The 18,619-nt window shown below is 60.7% G+C and carries 26 protein-coding genes; 22 read left to right on the forward strand and 4 right to left on the reverse strand.

Annotated features, from left to right (window positions below):
* Window positions 1-6 precede the first annotated feature (6 nt).
* The 5 genes from CRP40_RS08350 to CRP40_RS08370 all read left to right on the forward strand — a co-directional run bounded on the left by CRP40_RS08350 (window position 7) and on the right by CRP40_RS08370 (window position 2,857).
* Window positions 7-951 carry a RecT family recombinase gene (locus tag CRP40_RS08350; protein ID WP_027916443.1) on the forward strand — a complete coding sequence of 315 codons (945 nt, stop codon included), beginning with the start codon at window positions 7-9 and terminating at the stop codon, window positions 949-951.
* Complete coding sequence (locus CRP40_RS08355) at window positions 938-1,567, forward strand: lambda exonuclease family protein (RefSeq protein ID WP_027916444.1); 630 nt, start codon at window positions 938-940, stop codon at window positions 1,565-1,567. Before CRP40_RS08350 ends, CRP40_RS08355 begins: the two co-directional genes overlap by 14 nt.
* On the forward strand, window positions 1,564-2,082 hold the full coding sequence (locus CRP40_RS08360; protein ID WP_050587374.1) for a hypothetical protein: 519 nt from the start codon (window positions 1,564-1,566) through the stop codon (window positions 2,080-2,082). The genes CRP40_RS08355 and CRP40_RS08360 overlap by 4 nt, the downstream gene beginning before the upstream one ends.
* Before the next feature lie 72 nt (window positions 2,083-2,154).
* Window positions 2,155-2,520: a hypothetical protein gene (locus tag CRP40_RS08365; RefSeq protein ID WP_027916445.1), complete on the forward strand. Its 366-nt coding sequence runs from the start codon at window positions 2,155-2,157 to the stop codon at window positions 2,518-2,520.
* Window positions 2,483-2,857, forward strand: a complete 375-nt coding sequence (locus CRP40_RS08370) for a hypothetical protein (protein WP_345770221.1) — start codon at window positions 2,483-2,485, stop codon at window positions 2,855-2,857. The genes CRP40_RS08365 and CRP40_RS08370 overlap by 38 nt, the downstream gene beginning before the upstream one ends.
* A 33-nt stretch (window positions 2,858-2,890) precedes the next feature.
* On the opposite strand, the gene CRP40_RS08375 is transcribed toward CRP40_RS08370, so the two are convergent.
* Together CRP40_RS08375 and CRP40_RS08380 are read right to left on the reverse strand one after the other, a co-directional pair.
* Window positions 2,891-3,541 (reverse strand): hypothetical protein, encoded by a 651-nt coding sequence (locus tag CRP40_RS08375; protein WP_027916447.1) that lies wholly within the window; start codon window positions 3,539-3,541, stop codon window positions 2,891-2,893.
* An 88-nt stretch (window positions 3,542-3,629) separates the two neighbouring features.
* Window positions 3,630-3,896 (reverse strand): hypothetical protein, encoded by a 267-nt coding sequence (locus CRP40_RS08380; protein ID WP_027916448.1) that lies wholly within the window; start codon window positions 3,894-3,896, stop codon window positions 3,630-3,632.
* A gap of 125 nt (window positions 3,897-4,021) precedes the next feature.
* On the opposite strand from CRP40_RS08380, the gene CRP40_RS08385 reads away from it, so the two are divergent.
* Both CRP40_RS08385 and CRP40_RS08390 read left to right on the forward strand, forming a co-directional pair.
* Window positions 4,022-4,807: a DUF2786 domain-containing protein gene (locus CRP40_RS08385; RefSeq protein ID WP_027916449.1), complete on the forward strand. Its 786-nt coding sequence runs from the start codon at window positions 4,022-4,024 to the stop codon at window positions 4,805-4,807.
* On the forward strand, window positions 4,797-5,672 hold the full coding sequence (locus CRP40_RS08390; RefSeq protein ID WP_027916450.1) for a hypothetical protein: 876 nt from the start codon (window positions 4,797-4,799) through the stop codon (window positions 5,670-5,672). Before CRP40_RS08385 ends, CRP40_RS08390 begins: the two co-directional genes overlap by 11 nt.
* Before the next feature lie 16 nt (window positions 5,673-5,688).
* On the opposite strand, the gene CRP40_RS08395 is transcribed toward CRP40_RS08390, so the two are convergent.
* Window positions 5,689-6,387 carry a DUF6602 domain-containing protein gene (locus CRP40_RS08395; RefSeq protein ID WP_027916451.1) on the reverse strand — a complete coding sequence of 233 codons (699 nt, stop codon included), beginning with the start codon at window positions 6,385-6,387 and terminating at the stop codon, window positions 5,689-5,691.
* A 73-nt stretch (window positions 6,388-6,460) separates the two neighbouring features.
* Here CRP40_RS08395 and CRP40_RS08400 point away from each other — a divergent pair, with 73 nt between their 5' ends.
* From CRP40_RS08400 to CRP40_RS08450, 11 genes are all read left to right on the forward strand, one after another.
* Window positions 6,461-7,330, forward strand: a complete 870-nt coding sequence (locus CRP40_RS08400) for a hypothetical protein (RefSeq protein ID WP_027916452.1) — start codon at window positions 6,461-6,463, stop codon at window positions 7,328-7,330.
* A complete protein-coding gene (locus CRP40_RS08405) occupies window positions 7,327-7,551 on the forward strand; it encodes a hypothetical protein (RefSeq protein WP_027916453.1) in 225 nt (74 codons plus the stop codon). Before CRP40_RS08400 ends, CRP40_RS08405 begins: the two co-directional genes overlap by 4 nt.
* An 87-nt stretch (window positions 7,552-7,638) precedes the next feature.
* A complete protein-coding gene (locus tag CRP40_RS08410; protein WP_027916454.1) occupies window positions 7,639-7,953 on the forward strand; it encodes a hypothetical protein in 315 nt (104 codons plus the stop codon).
* Between the two features lie 2 nt (window positions 7,954-7,955).
* On the forward strand, window positions 7,956-8,207 hold the full coding sequence (locus CRP40_RS08415) for a hypothetical protein (protein ID WP_027916455.1): 252 nt from the start codon (window positions 7,956-7,958) through the stop codon (window positions 8,205-8,207).
* A gap of 2 nt (window positions 8,208-8,209) precedes the next feature.
* Window positions 8,210-8,431: a hypothetical protein gene (locus tag CRP40_RS08420; protein ID WP_239930204.1), complete on the forward strand. Its 222-nt coding sequence runs from the start codon at window positions 8,210-8,212 to the stop codon at window positions 8,429-8,431.
* Entirely contained in the window at window positions 8,428-8,793 is a 366-nt protein-coding gene (locus CRP40_RS08425) for a phage protein NinX family protein (protein ID WP_027916457.1), read from the forward strand. The genes CRP40_RS08420 and CRP40_RS08425 overlap by 4 nt, the downstream gene beginning before the upstream one ends.
* Window positions 8,790-8,975 (forward strand): hypothetical protein, encoded by a 186-nt coding sequence (locus CRP40_RS08430; RefSeq protein ID WP_027916458.1) that lies wholly within the window; start codon window positions 8,790-8,792, stop codon window positions 8,973-8,975. Before CRP40_RS08425 ends, CRP40_RS08430 begins: the two co-directional genes overlap by 4 nt.
* Before the next feature lie 52 nt (window positions 8,976-9,027).
* Window positions 9,028-9,498 carry a hypothetical protein gene (locus CRP40_RS08435; RefSeq protein WP_033695195.1) on the forward strand — a complete coding sequence of 157 codons (471 nt, stop codon included), beginning with the start codon at window positions 9,028-9,030 and terminating at the stop codon, window positions 9,496-9,498.
* A gap of 56 nt (window positions 9,499-9,554) precedes the next feature.
* Window positions 9,555-9,878: a hypothetical protein gene (locus tag CRP40_RS08440; RefSeq protein ID WP_027916459.1), complete on the forward strand. Its 324-nt coding sequence runs from the start codon at window positions 9,555-9,557 to the stop codon at window positions 9,876-9,878.
* A gap of 211 nt (window positions 9,879-10,089) precedes the next feature.
* Window positions 10,090-11,283, forward strand: coding sequence for a site-specific integrase (locus CRP40_RS08445; protein ID WP_027916460.1), 1,194 nt, complete (start codon window positions 10,090-10,092; stop codon window positions 11,281-11,283).
* 20 nt (window positions 11,284-11,303) lie between these two features.
* Entirely contained in the window at window positions 11,304-12,890 is a 1,587-nt protein-coding gene (locus CRP40_RS08450) for an ABC-F family ATPase (RefSeq protein WP_023533837.1), read from the forward strand.
* Here the strand turns inward: CRP40_RS08450 and CRP40_RS08455 are convergent.
* On the reverse strand, window positions 12,872-13,915 hold the full coding sequence (locus CRP40_RS08455) for a dienelactone hydrolase (RefSeq protein WP_027916461.1): 1,044 nt from the start codon (window positions 13,913-13,915) through the stop codon (window positions 12,872-12,874). The two genes, CRP40_RS08450 and CRP40_RS08455, sit on opposite strands and share 19 nt — an antisense overlap.
* 189 nt (window positions 13,916-14,104) lie before the next feature.
* On the opposite strand from CRP40_RS08455, the gene yghU reads away from it, so the two are divergent.
* The 4 genes from yghU (at window position 14,105) to CRP40_RS08475 (ending at window position 18,573) form a co-directional block, all read left to right on the forward strand.
* Window positions 14,105-14,944, forward strand: coding sequence for a glutathione-dependent disulfide-bond oxidoreductase (gene yghU, locus CRP40_RS08460; protein ID WP_027916462.1), 840 nt, complete (start codon window positions 14,105-14,107; stop codon window positions 14,942-14,944).
* Window positions 14,945-15,196: 252 nt separating this feature from the next.
* Window positions 15,197-16,900, forward strand: coding sequence for an amidase (locus CRP40_RS08465; protein WP_027916463.1), 1,704 nt, complete (start codon window positions 15,197-15,199; stop codon window positions 16,898-16,900).
* Between the two features lie 81 nt (window positions 16,901-16,981).
* Window positions 16,982-17,656, forward strand: coding sequence for a PAS domain-containing protein (locus tag CRP40_RS08470; protein ID WP_027916464.1), 675 nt, complete (start codon window positions 16,982-16,984; stop codon window positions 17,654-17,656).
* The gene (locus tag CRP40_RS08475; protein ID WP_027916465.1) at window positions 17,653-18,573 is read left to right on the forward strand and encodes a pyridoxal-phosphate dependent enzyme; all 921 of its coding nucleotides are present in this window, start codon (window positions 17,653-17,655) and stop codon (window positions 18,571-18,573) included. Before CRP40_RS08470 ends, CRP40_RS08475 begins: the two co-directional genes overlap by 4 nt.
* Window positions 18,574-18,619 lie beyond the last annotated feature (46 nt).

Genomic DNA, 18,619 nt, shown 5'->3' on the forward strand with positions numbered 1-18,619 from the left:
GTCGCCATGAGCCAAGCAGTAGCCATCATCTCGCAGGACATTTACGCGCAGCGGAATCAGTTCGCTAACGTACTGACTGACCGCTCGCTTAACTTCGAGCGCGAGGCCGAATTCGCCATACAGGTGATCACCTCGAGTGAGTACGCCACCAAGGTCGCCATGCAGAACCGGCAGTCAGTGGCCAACGCGATCACCAACATCGCTGCCATCGGCATCAGTCTGAACCCGGCCAAAAAGCAGGCCTATCTGGTCCCGCGCGACGGACGCATCTGCCTGGACATCAGCTACATCGGCTTGATGGACCTGGCTATGGCGACCGGCGCCATCCGCTGGGCTCAGGCCGAACTGGTCTATGCCGCCGATGCGTTCAGCTTGAACGGTTTCGACAAGCCGCCCACCCATTCCTACAACCCATTTGCCAAGGATCGAGGTGAGGTGATCGGCGTTTACGTGGTCGTGAAGACCGCCGACGGCGACTATCTGACCGAAACCATGAGCATCGAGGATGTGAACGCCATCCGGGATAGATCGAGCGCCTGGAAGGCCTGGGTCAGCAAGAACAAATCCTGCCCTTGGGTCACCGACCCGGGCGAGATGGCCAAGAAGACCGTGGTGAAGCGTGGCTACAAGTACTGGCCGAAGACTGAGCGCCTGGAACAAGCGATTCACCACTTGAACACGGACGGGGGTGAGGGTCTGGCCAGCATGGCGGGATCGGCGCCGAACGATCCGGAGCTAGCGAACAGCTGGATCGCTCTGGCGCAGAAGGCAGGCAGCCTTGAGGCGCTGGCCGATGTGTACCAGCAGGCCACGGAAGCCATGAGACAGGCGAAGGACAAGGTCGGCCATGCCCGCTTTAAGGCTGAGGTCACCAAGCGAGCCGACGCACTCAAGGCCCAGGCAGCGCCAATCGAAGGTGAATCTGAGGAGGTGTTAGATGGAGCAGCGTAGCGATGAATGGTTCGCGGCACGCCTTGGGTGTGTCACCGCGAGCCGCGTGAAGGATGTGATGGCTACCGGACGCGGCAGTGCGCCGTCGGCCACCCGCAAGAACTACATGATGGAGCTGCTGTGCGAGCGGCTCACCGGCCAGGCTGGTGGTGCTGACCTGTCGCGCAATGCCGCAGTACAGCGCGGCGTCGAGCTCGAGCCGTTCGCGTGCATGGCCTATGAGGCTGACAAGGGTCTGATGGTGGTTGAGACCGGCCTGGTCATGCACCCGCGCATCGCACACTTCGGCGCATCCCCTGACGGCTTGGTCGGCAGCGATGGCTTGCTGGAGATCAAGTGCCCCAACACGGCAACCCACATTGTAACGATGCAGTCCGGCCGCCACGACCCGCAGTACGAATGGCAGATGCTGGCTCAGATCGCCTGCACTGAACGCGCCTGGGCCGACTTCGTAAGTTACGACGACCGTCTGCCTGAGCCATTGCAGTACGTGTGCCACCGCTTCGAGCGCGACTTCAAGCGCATCCGGGACATGGAGGCCGAGGTCTCGGCATTTCTCGAAGAGCTCGCCGACTTAGAAAAGGAGATGCGCGAGCGGATGAAGGAGGCAGCATGAACCCATCAATCGACCTGGAGGCCGCAAAAGCGGCCTTCCTTGCGTCTGGAGGCAGCATCATCGTGCTTGACGGTTATCAGTATGTGCCGCACCGACCTCACCGCGATATTGAGCAGGTTCGCGCCGTGCAGCCGAAGCCCATGGGTATGAAGGAGCTGAAGCGCCAGAAGCAGCTGGCCGAACTTCGCGAAATGGCCAAGACCATGACCTATGCCCAGGCCATGGAACGGACCGGCCTGGCACAAAGCACGCTGTACCGAGCAGCCCAAGACGGAGGCTTTGCCTTCCAGCATGACCCTCGCCGTTTCCATGGCGAAAAGCAAAGGGCCTACGCAGACCCTGCTGAGGACAAAGCGCTGGCTCAACAGATCGCAGCGCTGCGCGACGAGGGCCTGAACCGGTCCCAGGCCAAGGCCAGGTTGGGTATCTCGGATCGGAAATTCTGCCGCGTCATCCACCTGTTTGGCGTCGACTACCCCAAGGCTGAGGGCAAGCGATGCGACGGCCCAATCTGAAAGCCCAGGTCCGCCAGCGCCGGCGGCAAGAACAGTTCCACCTGCCGCCCAGCGGCCTATCGGAGCACAGACATGCTGAAAGCACCTTCTGGAGTGGTAACCCTGCCGGCCTGGCTGAATCGGCCGGTCAAGAAGCTGTACAACACCCGCAGCGGCGGCCAGTACCGGCCTGATGATGTGGCCCTGGCCTTTGCGCTGAGCCTGCGCGTGCACGACAGCGCCGAACACCTGCGCAGGCTGGCCCGGCGTCTGGTCGACAAGGTCTGCCTTGAGCATCAGCCGAACATGAAGCGCCTTGCCCGCGAGCCGGACGACGCTAAGGTGTTCGACGCCGCGCTCAAGATCATCAACCGGGTGTGCGACCTGCTGGAGTACGCGCCAGGCAATCGCTTTGTGCGCAATGGAGGCGATGATGGCTCTGACGTCGAAGCAGCGTGACGATAAGCGCAAGGAGAAAGAAGCCAAGGCCGGCGTTGAAGATCTGCGCATGAAAACACGCGCCGGAACCCGCCAGGCCCTGGCCGAGATCATGCAGTGGGCACAGGTCGAGGAAAACGGCGAGGCAATGACCCTGCTGATCCACCGCATCCATGAATTAGGGCCTGAAGCGGCCCGCCACTTTCTCAGCGCGCCGCGCCACGAGATCGTTGTGTCGGATTTTGTGGCGCGCCGGCTCGACCAGTTCCGCATTGGGCGCGAGCTGCGGTCGCTCGACCTGGTGCTTGGCGATGATCCAGATGATGCCGGCCTGTTGCTGCTCGCAGAGCGGTCCTGATTTTGGCTATCTCTGAAAAAGCAGGTTGATTATTCAGCGGGAACCGGTCGCTAAAGCCTTGGCTTCTTCAAGCTGCCGGGCATGTTCAGAGGTGATAACGGTAAAGCGCCCGATTGCTTTCATATCAAGTTGGTCGATCTCGTATCGACCCCAATACATGAAAGCTGCACGGAAAAGCTCATAGGCATATTTATGGTAGTTCTCATAGAAATCTGAGAGGTCGACCTCTCCTGAGGTGCGGTCTGTGATCGCATGTGCAGTGCAATTCCTGACCTTTCGGAATTTAGCGCCAAAATCCGATGGTATTTCTACATCGTAATCTTCGATGTCGTTTTCCCAACCCTGCCCCTTTCCGGATCTGAGCCGATGGACGATTGACGAAAATACGCGCTTAGCTTCGCCCTGGAAAAGGGCATCCTTCTTCATCGCTCCAGGTATTCCCGAAAAACCCTTATGAGTACCTTGGTCTCGCATGAAGCATGCGACGTAGAACTCATAGAGGTGATGCAGAAATGAGCTGTAGCTGCTGAAAAGCTGGACCTGCTCGGTAGGACTTAAGTGAGCCAATATCTGCTTTTCGCCTAGCCGAATAAATTCGTCATGGCTTGCCTTCATGAGAAAGCATTCATGATGGATAGCTGCGATCAGTGCACCGTCGAGATCGGGATCTGAGTAGTCCTTCATTCATTTCTCCTTCAATGCTCCTTGATCCGGCCCCGGGCCGGTCACCCGTAGTACCCCATCCCAAACCAAATTGCCATCACGGATGGCCCTAGTTGATGAGCAACTGGGCTCGCAAGTTAGCTTTTGATACATCGTGATTCTGCACATACACCTCGGTGCTCCACCCCTGGGTAGCATTGGTGTAGGGATTAGATCCCATCGACGTACCGGTGGCCCACAGAATCTTGTCTCCTGGCTGTATCTCATGGGACGACAGCATTTCGATGATCGTGTGGCCTCCCCGCTGCTCAACCCAGACAGCAACCATTCCGCGATTGCGGTTTACAGCGACTACAACGCCTTCGGTAATGCTCATTTTTCTGAAACTCCATTTTTTGGACTTGTGAGCATTAGCTCATTTTTCCGCTTTGCGCTACTCCGGCGCTGCCCGCCATCGCCTTCCCCTATTCAACGATAACGCCTCCCCGGCGAGGATCAACCATGTCCGACAAGAAGATCGACGAAGCCAAGCTCGAGCGCGTAATACGCAAGATCAAGCGCTGCCTGGCCCTATCAGCCAGCTCCAACGAAACCGAAGCTGCAACCGCTATGCGGCAGGCTCAGGCACTGATGCGCGAATACCGACTGACAGAACTGGATGTACATCTCAGTGATGTGGGCGAAGTGGAGTCAGCAGTGGCCCGAGCCAAGCGTAGGCCAACCTGGGATCGTGATCTGAGTTCGATCATTGCAGACGCTTTCGGCTGTCGGGCTTTCTCAAAGCGCCACTGGTGCAGGACCACCAGCAGATTGGTTGATCGCGCCTTGTTCATCGGCGTGACGCCCGCGCCGCAGATCGCCATGTACGCCTACGAGACGCTGCTGAACAAGCTCGCCCAGGCCCGGCGAGAGTATGTGTCGCAGGTTAGGGCGGGCAAACGGCGCAGCTCGTACTCACCCCAGACTGCGGGTGATCACTTTGCGCTCGCCTGGGTTTCAGCAGTCCACGGCAAGATCCATGAGCTGGTATCTCGCGGCGAAGAGGACCTTGCAATCGGCCAGCACTCGACGGGGCGAGACTTGATGGCGGTCGAATCGCATGACAAGGCGCTGATCGAGCAGTACCTGTCAGGTCGCGAGATCGGCAAGGCCCGTAAGGCCCGAGAGCTCGAGCTAGACCTGAATGCGCAAATCGCAGGCCTGTTGGCTGGTCAGCGGGTCGAGCTGAACCCAGGTATGACCCACGGAGGCCAAAATCAGCTTAGGATGGGCACGCATGACCATTAACCCCTACCAGATCACTGGGCCGGCGCAGATCGGCGTCAGTGGCGGCCGCACCAGTGGGCACATGCTCTGGAAAATCCTTGAGGCCCACGGCGGCAAGCTCCCAGCGGATGTGCATGCTTTCTTCCAGAACACCGGCAAGGAGCGTGAGGAGACGTTGGTCTTCATTGACGCTATGGCCAAGCACTGGGGCGTCAATATCGTCTGGATGGAGTGGTGCCGGGTATACGGTCAGCCGGAAGACGCGCCCTGGTACAAGATCGTCGACTTCGAGACGGCCAGCCGCAACGGTGAGCCGTTCACGATGATGCTCGAGTACTACCAGGCATACCGGAAGGCCGAAAAAAGCCTGCCGGCCGTGCTGCCGAACTTCAGCAACAACATGTGCACCGCCTACCTCAAGGTAAAGATCGGCGAGAAGCACATGCGCGCCTTGGGCTACGACGAATGGGACTGCATCGTCGGCATCCGCTACGACGAGCCTCGGCGCTACAGCCGCATGATGACGGCCAACGAGCGCGGCAATGCCCGTTGGGACAGCGTCTGTCCCTCCTACCTCGCGGGAATCATCAAGGAGGACGTGGCCGCCTTCTGGGCCGATCAGCCATTCGACCTGGGAATGGACTCGGACTACGGCAACTGCGACCTGTGCTGGAAGAAGAACGAGGCCAAGCTGATCAGGACCATCCAGAAAGACCCGGCGCGGGTGATCTGGTGGTCTGGCACCGAAGAGCGTTTCGGCCAGGTGTTCCGGCAAGACCGCCCCAACTACCGGTCGCTGGCCTGGTCCGCAGATCAGCGCGCCAGGCAGACAGATTTTGAGTTTGACTACCTGGCGGAAGATATTGATTGTTTCTGCGGTGACTGAGAAAACTCTCGCGCCACTATTTTTTATTAAACCTGAACCAATCTAAAGGCTTAAATTCGCTGCGAGAGTTAGCCGTGTCCTCAATAGCGCCGATAAACACTGCCACCCAGTACTTTATGCCCTCTATGCGATCATCTAAAGCGATGATCGAGTCATTTTGTTTGCTCAGCATGACTACACCTTTACCGTCGCAGTATAGGATGCCCGAAGAGCAGTCTTTTTTACGAGAGGAAACCGCCGCCTTGAAATCGCCTATACCAGTTGAAAAGCCAAACAGCCCGCACAAAGGGTAATTCGAATGCCCATCAGGCAACGTTCCAGCTGAAGCCATCTTCAACCCTTCCTCATTGTCGGGATGAAACGCCCATGCCTGAGAAAAAAACTGATCAATGGCAGCGCTATCAACATAGCTTTTAACTTCGAGAACCCTCAGTACAGAGTCAATGGGGTATATGCCATGACCGTCTCGCTCTAATAAAGGCGGCATCCGACGTTTATCGTAGATTACCAGATCCACTTGAGGGCTCTGCCTGCCCCACCTGTCAACAACAACACCTGACCCAACTCCATAATGACCAGGCAAAACCGAGACCAAAAGCTGCTTCACAAACTCTTCCCTGAAGCTACCTTTTTCCCCGCGATGGTTTAGGCCGCCTGTAGCGGAGAAGAGGTTCCAAAGCTCGTTAACTTTTGTTTTGAAGATTTCGTCGAACATTGCTCACTTCCTGTGTTGGCTGGGAGCCAAAGATCGCAGAAACGCAAAACTATTTCCATACCGGGAGCCATGCATGCCCACAGAAAACCGATCCAGTAACACCGACGGCTGGATAGCCTGCGACGACGGACTGCACCTGATCCAGATGGACAAGAACCTCAGCCATTACGGCTGGGTGTTCAGGAAAGTTGATGGAGGCCTGCCCTACTCGGTTCGCGAAGCTACATCTCACGAAATGGCACATGCCCAAGCTCGCCAGCACTTGCGGATTGGAGTCGCGCAGATCGCTGGACAGGCGCCAGCCCCGCATGCCCACCCCGAGCCAGCCAGCTACCCGCCGTGCGATTACTGCGGGACAGTGCCCAGCTACCACCCTTGGCATGGCAGCGGGATGATAAATGGCGTTGAGAACCGGCATATCCATGCATGCGACGGATGCCGTTGGCAGTTGCCTTCGTACGCTGGGCAGCCCCACCCCGACCCTATAGCCTGGATGGTTGGTACTGCCTTCTGGTGGACCAAAGAAGATGTAGAGAGGGATGCGGCGGAGACTGGGCTGCCTATTGTTGGGCTGGGGCCGATGGCCTTGGCAGCGTCTGCCCAGCAGCGCCAGGGCGACCCGGTGGCGTGGCTTGACCCAAGCGCGGGGCTGTCCTGGCTAGTTGACCGGATGACGATTGCGCCGGGAACCAAGCTCTACACCCTGGCCGACCCTGCCGAGGTTGAGCGGCTGCGCGCCAATGCGGGCCGGCACAAGCTGGAGATGGACGCAGCGTGCGGCGAGATGGATATCCTGCGCGCCCAGCTGGCCGAGGCGCAGGCGCTGCTACGCAAAGTGCGAGAGTTCGGCTGGACCAATGTCGCGCCTGAGGAGCGCGCAAGGGTTCGCGCAGAAGTTCGTGATCATCTATCCACCAGCGCAGAGCCGCAGGTGAAGTCGTGAAGACGCACTTCGCACCATTCATCGACCCGGAAGACGTTGAGCAAGCACCCTGCGGCACATGGCTAGGGGAATCCTCCGAACTGTCTGGCGACTGGGCCAAGGTCGATTGCCGAAGGTGCCATAAGCGCAAGAGCAGCATCACCAAGGCCATAGCGGCCGAGGAACACGCCATCGTCGAGCAAATGGGCGATATGGCTGCATACATGCGCGGACAAGTCTAACCGTCCAAGAGAACATCTGTACTCCATCCCACTGTAACCCCTCTCCCCTCTATTCACTGCCGCGATATGGCGGCTAAGGACGAAGTCATGCCTGAAGAAAACCAAGCACCCGAATTCGCACTCGATGGAAGCCAGCCGGCGCGGGCTGCCCTCGCCTGCTACCAGGTCGGCGACTGTGATTGGGTGGCGGCCACCAGCGAAGACGAGGCGCGCCGCATCCTGGCTGAAATGAATGGGGATGATCCCTCTGAATACGCCGACTGGGACGTTGAGCTGACGAGCGACAGGATGCTCGACCAGCAGTGGGTCGACGAAGATCCGCCACACGCTGAGTGCGGCTGCCTTCGCCAGTGGCTGGCAGAGGCCACCGAGCCCTGCTACCTGATGGGCACGGAGGGCTGACGATGACCCGCCTCGCCCTCTGCCTCCTGCTGCTGGCCACCGGCGCAAGCGCAACCGAGAACGTCATCGACGTGCAGCACGACAGCCAGCGGGGCGTCACCTGCTACCTGCTGAATGGGGTCGGCATCAGCTGCATCCCCGACAGCCAGCTGCAGGCCGCCAACGAGCGCCAGCTCTCCCCGCACGAAACCCAACCCGAACCTACACCCGCTCTGGCGCCTAGGCGCTGGATTGATGAGAGGTATGAGCTGTGACGATGTTCATCATGGAATACCGGGTGATCGGCTACTCGCTCGCCCACGCTTTCTCTATAAATCCTAAAGCAGGCAAACGGATCTTCACCGCCAACTCTGACGATATAGGCTCTGATGACATCCTGGCCGTCATGGAGGCCGCCCGCTCGCCCGAGAACACCCCTGACGGCTATGAGCTTTTCTCCGTTACCGACCGGGACTCATCGCAGGTGGTGCGGCCATGAACGACCTGATCGAAGTGAGGGTATCCAACCTAGTCGGCGCGGCGCTGGACTGGGCGGTGGCCAAGGCCGAATCGGTACCGGTCTTCATCGATCACCAAGGATGGGTTCGAAAACTTCCAGATGACACCAGCGCATGGCGGCCAAGCTGGAACTGGAGTCAGGGCGGCCCGCTGCTGGACAAGCATCACGCAAGCGCCCACTACCAGGCTCATCTGGCAGATGCTCAGTTTCGCTACAGCGCTGGGCCAGCAGGTAGTGGCTTTTGGTGCTACGGCCCAACAGCCCTGGTCGCCTTCTGTCGCAGCCTGGTCAAGGCAAAGCTTGGCGATACCGTGCAGGTGCCCAAGGAGCTGATGCCATGATCGAGCAATTCAGCGTGAACGAGCTCGAGGCAATTCTGAAAGGCTCCAAGCCCAGCGACCTGCGCGGCGGCGAGACCATCGCCCAGTACCTGCACCGCGAGATCCAGCGCCTAGCCAAGGAGCGCGACAACCTCCGCAAAGACCGCGACGGGCTGCTCGTGGCCGGCGCCCACCTGTTGTAACCCATTCCATTACTAATCAAGCCCGCCGACATGCGCGGGCGAGGATGACCCCATGCCCAAAGCATTGCTACGCGAAGTCGCCATGGACTGCATTTCCGACATGGCCCAACACCTGCCGGGAGGCTGCGAACTGTTCGTCATCGCCTGCCGGCCAGGCAAGGGTGATTTCGACCTGGTGCTTCCTTCGCCCGAGGCTAACCTTGACAACGCTGTCGACGCACTCCGCCGCCAAGGCCTGAGCATCGACGGCAACAACATCTACAAGCAGGCTATCTGTGAATTCGCCGTAGGTGCAATGACCTTGGGCAAGCATGGCTCCAACCCTCCGCCATCCGGCCACTGGGGCCAGCAGTTCTGGGACATCGGCCGTGCTGAGGGCCAGCAGCGCGATGACTTGGTCGTCGCTCTGCAGCACCTAATCGCAGTCACTACTCCTGACGCAAACGGCCAGATTGGCGCCAAGGAAGAACACCTTGCCGCGCTCGAGCATGCCCGCTCCATGATCCGCCTGCACCACCCCTGAGCATCACCCTCCCCTACTACTCAGCCCGCCGAGCGCGGGCATGGAGAGCTATTGCCATGACGAAAGAAGAACTGGCTGGCCTGCCGGCGAAGGTGCGTATTGCCACGGAAGCTGGCAAGGCCGCAGCAGCCGCCTGCACTGATGATGGCGGGAGCGCGAATCTTGACCGGGTCGTGATCCCGGTGCCCGGCCTACGACTCAATCAACTGCCAGGCCTCCCGGGCTATCTGCAGAAAAAGAGCCGCTACCACCAGCAAGGCATCCATCTGGATACGCCGTGGCCAGGCCAGGGCAATCAGCACAGTGCCGGCGTGCAAGCCATGCATCAATCGCTGAAAGACCAGGGCGTCAATTGCTACGTCTACTACCAGGTCGATTGACCACCAACCTGCCGCCGCCGGCGGCGTGGAGACCACCCATGGAAACCGCCAGCACCGGTGACGTCGACAAAGTTACCGAACAGAAAATGGCCGATTTGCTCGGCTGCACGAAGCGCGCTCTCGAAGGCCGGCGACTACGGGGATCTATCCCAGAGGGCGTATGGATGAAGCACAGCGGCCGAATTATCTACAGCAAGAAGAGGTATGACGAATGGCTGGAAAGCCAATGGATTTACCCCCTGGCATCGACGTCCACTACGGCTCGCTCCGGCTCAGGTTCATGTGGGAAGGTGCTCGCAGGAGTGAGACCCTTCCCTATCCCGCGACACAAAAAGGCATCAAGGCTGCATCCCAGCTTCGAGATAAAGTAAACAGCCTGATAAAACTCAACCTGCTCGACCATGACAAGTACGCGGAACTCTTTCCTAGCTCCGGCGCTGTCGTGGGTGGCGTACCAACGTTCGGCGAGTACGCGCAATTGTGGTTGGACAGCCGGGAGATCGCGGCGGGCACGAGGCTCAACTACAAAGGCACCTTGAATCTGTATTGGGTGCCCCACCTCGCCTTGGTACGTATAGATCTGATCACGCCCACGCTTCTTAGGCGGATCGTCACCTCGATCACCTGGACATCGGCATCCGTTAAACGCAATGCCATGGTGAAGCTGTCGACAATCCTCCGCTCAGCTGTGCTGGACGGGCTGATCACCAGGAATCCCGCCGAAGCGATCCAACTTCCAGCGCGCTCAAGGAAGGAAGTCGATCCGTTCACTCTCGACGAGGCCAATTTGGTCATCGCTGAGCTATACAAGCACGCGCACTGGCCCAGCCAGATCTACGCAGCATTCTTCGAGTTCATGTTCTTCACGGGGCTTCGTCTCTCTGAAGGCTTGGCTCTACGCTGGGATGCGGTGGACTCGATCAAGAAAACCGCGCACGTCCGACGGACAGTCGCACTGGGCGTTGTGGAAGAGAGGACAAAAACCGGCCGCGATCGGTTTGTTCTGCTCAACGACAGAGCGCTGCATGCCTTGGCGTTTGCGAAGCAGTATGCAGAGCGCCGCAAGCAGGGCAAGGGACAGTTCAATGAATCGCCGTTCGTCTTCCCGCCAGGGAAGAACGGCGAGTACGTCAAGCAGACATCGGACCTCCACCACCAATGGCGCCCGATCCTGAAGGGTTTGGGGATCCGATATCGCCCACCGTATAACTGCCGCCATACCTATGCGACAATATGCTTAATGTCTGGTCTCAACCCCGCATTCATCGCCCAACAGCTCGGGCACAGCGTGCAGATGCTCTTATCGACTTATGCACGTTGGATTAACTCGTCCAATGACTGGCAGGAGCTGGAAAAGCTCCAGATTGGTCCGAAATTGGTCCGTAGCTGCGATGAAGCCACGTAAGTTATTGATAGGTAAGCTCCTTGATCTCCACCGCTAATATCACCATGCAATTCGGCTCCAAGCCGCTGTTCGAAAACGTTTCGGTCAAATTCAACAATGGCAACCGCTATGGCCTGATCGGCGCCAATGGCTGCGGCAAGTCGACCTTCATGAAGATCCTGGGCGGCGACCTGGAGCCTTCTGGCGGCCAAGTGATGCTCGAGCCCAATACGCGCCTGGGCAAGCTGCGCCAGGACCAGTTCGCCTACGAAGAATTCACCGTGATCGATACCGTGATCATGGGCCACGGCCATCTCTGGAAGGTCAAGGCCGAGCGTGATCGTATCTATTCGCTGCCTGAAATGTCCGAAGAAGACGGCATGGCTGTCGCCGAGCTGGAAACCGAGTTCGCCGAAATGGACGGCTACACCGCCGAGTCGCGCGCAGGCGAATTGCTGCTGGGCCTGGGCATTCCGCTGGAGCAGCATTTCGGCCCAATGAGCGAAGTAGCGCCGGGCTGGAAGCTGCGTGTGCTGCTGGCCCAGGCCCTGTTCTCGGACCCGGACGTACTGCTGCTCGACGAGCCGACCAACCACCTGGACATCAACACCATCCGCTGGCTGGAAACCGTGCTCACCGCGCGTAACAGCACCATGGTGATCATTTCCCACGACCGCCACTTCCTCAACAGCGTGTGCACCCACATGGCTGACCTGGACTACGGTGAGCTGCGCCTGTTCCCCGGCAACTACGACGAGTACATGACCGCCGCCACCCAGGCCCGCGAGCAGCTGCTGTCGGACAACGCCAAGAAGAAAGCCCAGATCGCTGAACTGCAAACCTTCGTCAGCCGCTTCTCGGCCAACGCCTCCAAGGCCAAGCAAGCCACCTCGCGGGCCAAGCAGATCGACAAGATCCAGCTGGCCGAGGTCAAGCCGTCGAGCCGGGTCAGCCCGTTCATCCGCTTCGAGCAGACCAAGAAACTGCACCGCCAGGCTGTAACGGTCGAGAAAATGGCCAAGGCCTTCGACGACAAGGTGCTGTTCAAGGACCTCGGTTTCACCGTCGAAGCCGGAGAGCGCGTCGCGATCATCGGGCCCAACGGCATCGGCAAGACCACCTTGCTGCGTACGCTCGTAGGCGAGATGACCCCGGACAAGGGCGAAGTCAAATGGACCGACAGCGCGGAAGTGGGCTACTACGCCCAGGACCACGCCCATGATTTCGAAGACGACATGACCCTGTTCGACTGGATGGGCCAGTGGACATCGGGTGAGCAGGTGATCCGCGGCACGTTGGGGCGCATGCTGTTCTCCAACGATGAGATCCTCAAGTCGGTCAAGGTCATCTCCGGTGGCGAACAGGGCCGCATGCTGTTCGGCAAGCTGATTCTGCAAAAGCCCAACGTGCTGGTGATGGACGAGCCGACCAACCACCTGGACATGGAATCGATCGAAGCGTTGAACCTGGCGCTGGAAAACTACCCAGGCACCCTGCTCTTCGTCAGCCACGACCGCGAATTCGTCTCCTCGCTTGCGACCCGCATCATCGAGCTGTCAGCCGATGGCGTGGTGGACTTCAGCGGCACTTACGACGAATACCTGCGCAGTCAGGGCGTGGTGGCTTGATTCAGCGTATTCACTGAGCGCTTTTCAGGCTGCGGGGCCTCGAGCGTCTGCTCGAAGAACGCAGCCGTCTCGCGTTGCAGCGAACGATGGATGTGCCGGCGGTCCACCCCCTCGGCATCCTTGCACAGCGCCGGCATGCGCAAGGCCTGCTCAGCGTCACAGCGCGCCATGAACACGAAATGACCGGCGCCTGCCAGCAGGCGGTAGTCAGGTGTGACGGGCAACTTGCGGGCCAGGGCTTGGGCGTTGCGATCGACGGCGACGAGCTGGTCCTTGTCGCCACTGTAGATGAGCACCGGTAGGTGCACATCGACCAAGGCGTGGCGTCCGAACAGCAGGCTCAGCGGCGCCATCAGCATCACCGCCCCGACGCGGGAATCTGCCTGGGGTGACAGTTCGCTGCGGTCGGCAATCAACACACCGTGGGTTTTGCAGGCGTCGTGATCATCGGGTCGCTCGAGGCAATATGCACGCAGGCGCTCAAGGTCAGGGCGCGCGCCGGCCAGGATCAAGGCGGTTTCGCCGCCGGCCGAATAACCGATCAATCCGACTTTCCCACCGTTCAGCCGAGGCCCAAGCAGCGCATCGCTGCGCGCAGCGGTGATGGCGGCGCTGACTTGCAGTGGCCGACCGTACAGATTGCTCAGGGTGCCCAACCGGCTGGGGTCGCGGGCATTGTCGCCTGGGTGGACCACAGCGACCACCACATACCCTTGCCTGGCCAGTGACGTTGCCAGGTAGTGCAAGGCCAGGGGGCTACCGGTGTTGCCATGCGAAAGCACGAGCAACGGAAAACGCCCCTGGGCCACAGGCACCTCTTCAGCCACCTCCAGCGCGTAACCGTCGATGTGGCTGGCCCGAGCATGCCCCTTGGCAGGATAGAACGCCAAGGCTTGCATGGGTCGGCTGTCTACCGGGTCGGTCAGCATCATATGATGCAAGCCGGCTACCCAGGGCGAAGCATTGGCTGCGCCCATCGAGCCAACGACCATGGCCAGTGCCAGCAAGCAACGAGGAAGGATCATGGGGGCTCTGCGCATGGCCGCTGGATAGGTTGAGCTTAATCGCTGCCCTTGCGTCAAAAATGAAAAACCGATGAAACATCGGCCACGCCAGGGCTGATCCGTTTTGTGTTTGTGCCCGCCATCGAACCCGTGGCATATAGGCAGGTCAATCAGACGTCGTCGATCATTCGCAATCGTGGAGAGCCGAGCATGAGCACACCCGCTTACCAACCCCCGAAGGTATGGCGCAACGAAGCGGCCTCTGGTGGCCACTTCGCCAGTATCAACCGGCCGGTCGCCGGGCCTACCCATGACAAGGACCTGCCAGTGGGCGAGCAACCGCTGCAGCTTTATTCCCTGGCTACACCCAATGGCGTCAAGGGCACTATCGCCCTGGAAGAGCTGCTGGAACTCGGCCATGCCGGCGCTGAATACGATGCCTGGCTGATCCGTATCGGCGAAGGTGACCAGTTCTCCAGCGGCTTCGTGCAGGTCAATCCAAACTCCAAGATCCCCGCATTGGTTGACCGCAGCGTCGAGCCGCCGGTGCGGGTATTCGAATCGGGGTCCATCCTGCTGTACCTGGCCGAGAAGTTCGATGCCCTGCTCCCGCAAACTGCAGCCGAACGCACCGAAGCCCTGAACTGGCTGTTCTGGCAAATGGGCGCGGCGCCGTACTTGGGTGGTGGGTTTGGGCATTTCTACGTGTATGCGCCGGAAAAAATCGAGTACGCGATCAATCGCTTCACCATGGAAGCCAAGCGGCAGCTGGACGTGCTCGACCGCCGTTTGGGCGAAACCACCTACCTTGCCGGCGGTCATTACAGCATCGCCGATATAGCGGTGTGGTCATGGTACGGCCAGCTTGTGCTGGGCAACCTCTACAACGCTGCAGAGTTTCTCGCAGTTCACGAATACCCCAACGTTCAGCGCTGGGCCCAGGCGATCGCTGCACGTCCCGCCGTGCAACGCGGCACGCGCGTGAACCGGACCTGGGGTGATGAAGCCAGCCAGGTACCGGAGCGGCATTCGGCAGCGGATCTGGACTGAACGGCCTGCTGATCCTCGGGCGGCCCTGCTGGCGGGGCCGCCCAGGTGTCAATGAGGTGCCCCCATTCAATGCCCCCTTGCACGCACCCGTTTGCTCCTGCGCACACCTGCGTACGCTTTAACCTTCTTGTACACTCCCCGCATTAGCCTAATGCTGTTCACTTAGGGCCGCTGCGCGGCCCATCGCGGTCCCAACGATCTCAGATGAACAGCATTACCGCATTAGCTCAACCTGCATTTTCTGGTGAACGCATGATCGAGGTAACCGAGGTTTCCATCGCCGAGTTGCGCAGCGCGCTCGAGGCGGGCCGCACGACGGCGGTCGAACTGGTCAAGGCCTACCTGGCCCGCATGGACGCCTACGATGGCGCCGGCACCGACACCGCCCTCAACGCCGTGGTAGTGCGCAATCCCGATGCACTTGCCGAAGCCGAGGCCTCGGACGCCCGCCGGGCCCGTGGCGAGGTGCTTGGGCCCTTGGACGGCATACCCTACACCGCCAAGGACAGCTATCTGGTAAAAGGCCTGACCGCAGCGTCCGGTAGCCCAGCCTTCAAGCACCTGATAGCCCAGCGCGACGCCTTCACCATCGAACGGCTGCGCGGAGCCGGGGCCATCTGCCTGGGCAAGACCAACATGCCGCCCATGGCCAACGGTGGCATGCAGCGCGGCGTCTATGGTCGCGCCGAGAGCCCCTACAATGCGGCGTACCTGACCGCGCCCTTCGCTTCGGGCTCCTCTAACGGCGCCGGTACCGCGACAGCTGCGAGCTTCAGCGCCTTCGGCCTGGCCGAGGAAACCTGGTCCAGCGGCCGAGGCCCTGCGTCGAACAACGGGCTGTGCGCCTACACCCCCTCACGCGGGATCATTTCGGTCAGGGGTAACTGGCCCCTCACGCCGACGATGGATGTGGTCGTGCCGTTCGCCCGCACCATGCATGACCTGCTGGAAATTCTCGACGTGGTCGTGGCCGATGATCCCGATACCCGGGGTGACCTATGGCGGCTGCAGCCCTGGGTCTCGATCCCGAAACCCTCGCAGGTCCGCCCGACCAGCTACCTGGACCTGGCAGCAGGCACCGCCGCCCTGCAAGGCAAGCGATTCGGCGTACCGCGCATGTACATCAACGCCGACGAGCACGCGGGCACGTCGGAAAAACCGGGCATTGGCGGCCCTACCGGCCAGCGCATCCAGACGCGGGCAAGCGTCATGACGCTGTGGCAGCAAGCTCGCCAAGCCCTGGAAAAGGCCGGTGCCCAGGTTGTGGAAGTCGACTTCCCGCTGGTCTCCAACTGTGAAGGCGACCGGCCGGGCGCGCCGACCGTCTACAACCGGGGCATCGTCAGCAAGGCATTCCTGCACGATGAGCTGTGGGAGCTCTCCGGCTGGGCGTTCGACGACTTCCTGCGCGCCAATGACGACCCGAATCTCAACCGGCTGGCGGATGTGGACGGTCCACGAATTTTCCCACACGACCCTGGCACCCTGCCCAACCGTGAGGATGATCTGGCCGCCGGCATGGATGAGTACGTCAACATGGCCAAGCGCGGCCTGAAGACCTGGGATCAGATCGAGACCCTGCCTGACGGTCTGCGTGGCCTTGAACAGACTCGCAAGATCGACCTGGAAGACTGGATGCAAGCGCTTGGGCTCGATGCCGTGTTGTTCCCCACCGTGGCCGACGTCGGGCCGGCCGACGCCGATGTGAACCCGGCATCGGCCGACATTGCCTGGAGCAATGGCGTGTGGGTGGCCAACGGGAACCTGGCCATACGCCACCTGGGGGTGCCCACGGTCACCGTGCCCATGGGCGTGATGAGCGACATCGGTATGCCGGTAGGCCTGACCTTCGCGGGGCGGGCCTACAGTGACACTGCACTGTTGAGCTTTGCCGCAGCGTTCGAAGCCACCGGTTCACGGCGGATGATTCCACCCCGCACCCCGCCCTTGGGCTGACGGCACAACAGAGCGCCAGGCATCTCGCGAAAATCAACGTTATGTGTAAATATGCACAAACTGTTGATTCGAAGAGTTCGCATGGCCCTCTTACCCGAAGATGAACGCCGCTTGACCTTGAGCGTGCTCAAAGCCTCCATTGAGGCCTTGGGCAGCGTCGTCACACAAAACACCGAAATCCTGCTTCACGACCTGGACCATCCCGAACGGTCCGTCGTTGCCATCGTCAATGGCCACCTCTCCGGCCGGCAGGTGGGAAGCCCTATCCTGGCTGTACCGGAGCAGGATCAAGGCCTGAAAGCGTTGCTCAAGGCCGCGGCTGATCAGCAAGGCTGCGGGCCTGTCGTACTGCCCGACTACCCGACCGCCATCAAGGGCCGCACGCTGCGCAGCGCTACCGCGATCTTTCGCGACAGCGCTGGCCACCCCTTCGCCAGCCTGTGCATCAACACCGATGTCACGGGCTTGGAGGCTGCCATGGGCTTTTTACAAAGCTTCGCGCCCATGGGCAGCGCGCCCGCGCCGGCGGAGCCCGCCGACATGGAGGCGCTGATGACCGAGATCATCCAGGCGGCCCTGCATGGCACCGGCCAAGGCCGCATGACCAGGCAAGCCAAGATCGAAGCGGTGCGCGTGATGCAGGAACGCGGGCTGTTCATCGTCAAGGGCGGCGTCGAGAAAGCGGCCAACGCCCTCGGCGTGACCCGGTACACCGTCTACAACTACCTCGAACATTTGCGCGGAGCCTCCCAGTGACCTTGCACATCCCTACCCCCCTTATCGAATCACGCCCACTGTCGCTGGCTGCCGATTGCACAGTCTGGCTCAAGCTCGAGGCATTGCAGCCCTGCGGCTCCTTCAAGCTGCGCGGCGTCGCCCACGCCTGTGAGTTCCACCACGGCCGCGGCGCTAAACGGTTCGTGTCGTCGTCAGGCGGCAATGCCGGGCTCGCTGTCGCCTATGTCGGGCGCAAGCTCGGCCTTCCCGTGACCGTTGTCGTGCCCGAGACCACCACCGCGCGCGCCCAGCAATTGCTGCGCCTTGAAGATGCGGAGGTCATCGTCCACGGGCAGTCCTGGCAGGAGGCCAATGCGTTGGCGCTGAGCCTGATGGGCGACGATGCCGCGTTCATTCACCCGTTCGACGATCCGCTGCTGTGGGAAGGCCATGCCAGCCTGGTCGACGAGGTGGCAGAAGCCGGCATCAAGCCCGATGCCGTCGTGCTTTCCGTGGGCGGCGGCGGTTTGCTGAGCGGCGTCGTGCAGGGGCTACAGCGCAATGGTTGGGCCGATGTGCCGGTCCTGGCCGTGGAAACCCAGGGCGCAGCCTCCCTGCATGCCGCCATCGAAGCCGGCGAATTGGTGACGTTGGAGCGGCTGGATACGATTGCCACCACGCTGGGCGCGAAACAGGTAGCCGAACACGCGTTTCTCTGCACCCAGGAACATCCCGTGCAAAGCCTGCTGGTCAGTGACCGGCAGGCCCTGGAGGCGTGCGAGCGCTTTTTGCTGGATCACCGTCTGCTGGTCGAGCCGGCCTGCGGCGCCGCTTTGGCGGTGGGGTATGACGCCAGCGCACTGGCAAGCTACCGCAATGTACTGGTGGTCGTGTGCGGGGGCGCCACGGCAACCTTGGCGCAGATCCAGGCGTGGCGGGCAGCGCTCGAGGCATGAAACCAGCCTGCGGGTGCGGGGAGCGGCCCTGAACCCGCTCCTTGCG

Origin of the sequence: Pseudomonas sp. URMO17WK12:I9 (assembly GCF_900230165.1) — a bacterium.
Taxonomy (GTDB): Bacteria; Pseudomonadota; Gammaproteobacteria; order Pseudomonadales; family Pseudomonadaceae; genus Aquipseudomonas; species Aquipseudomonas fulva.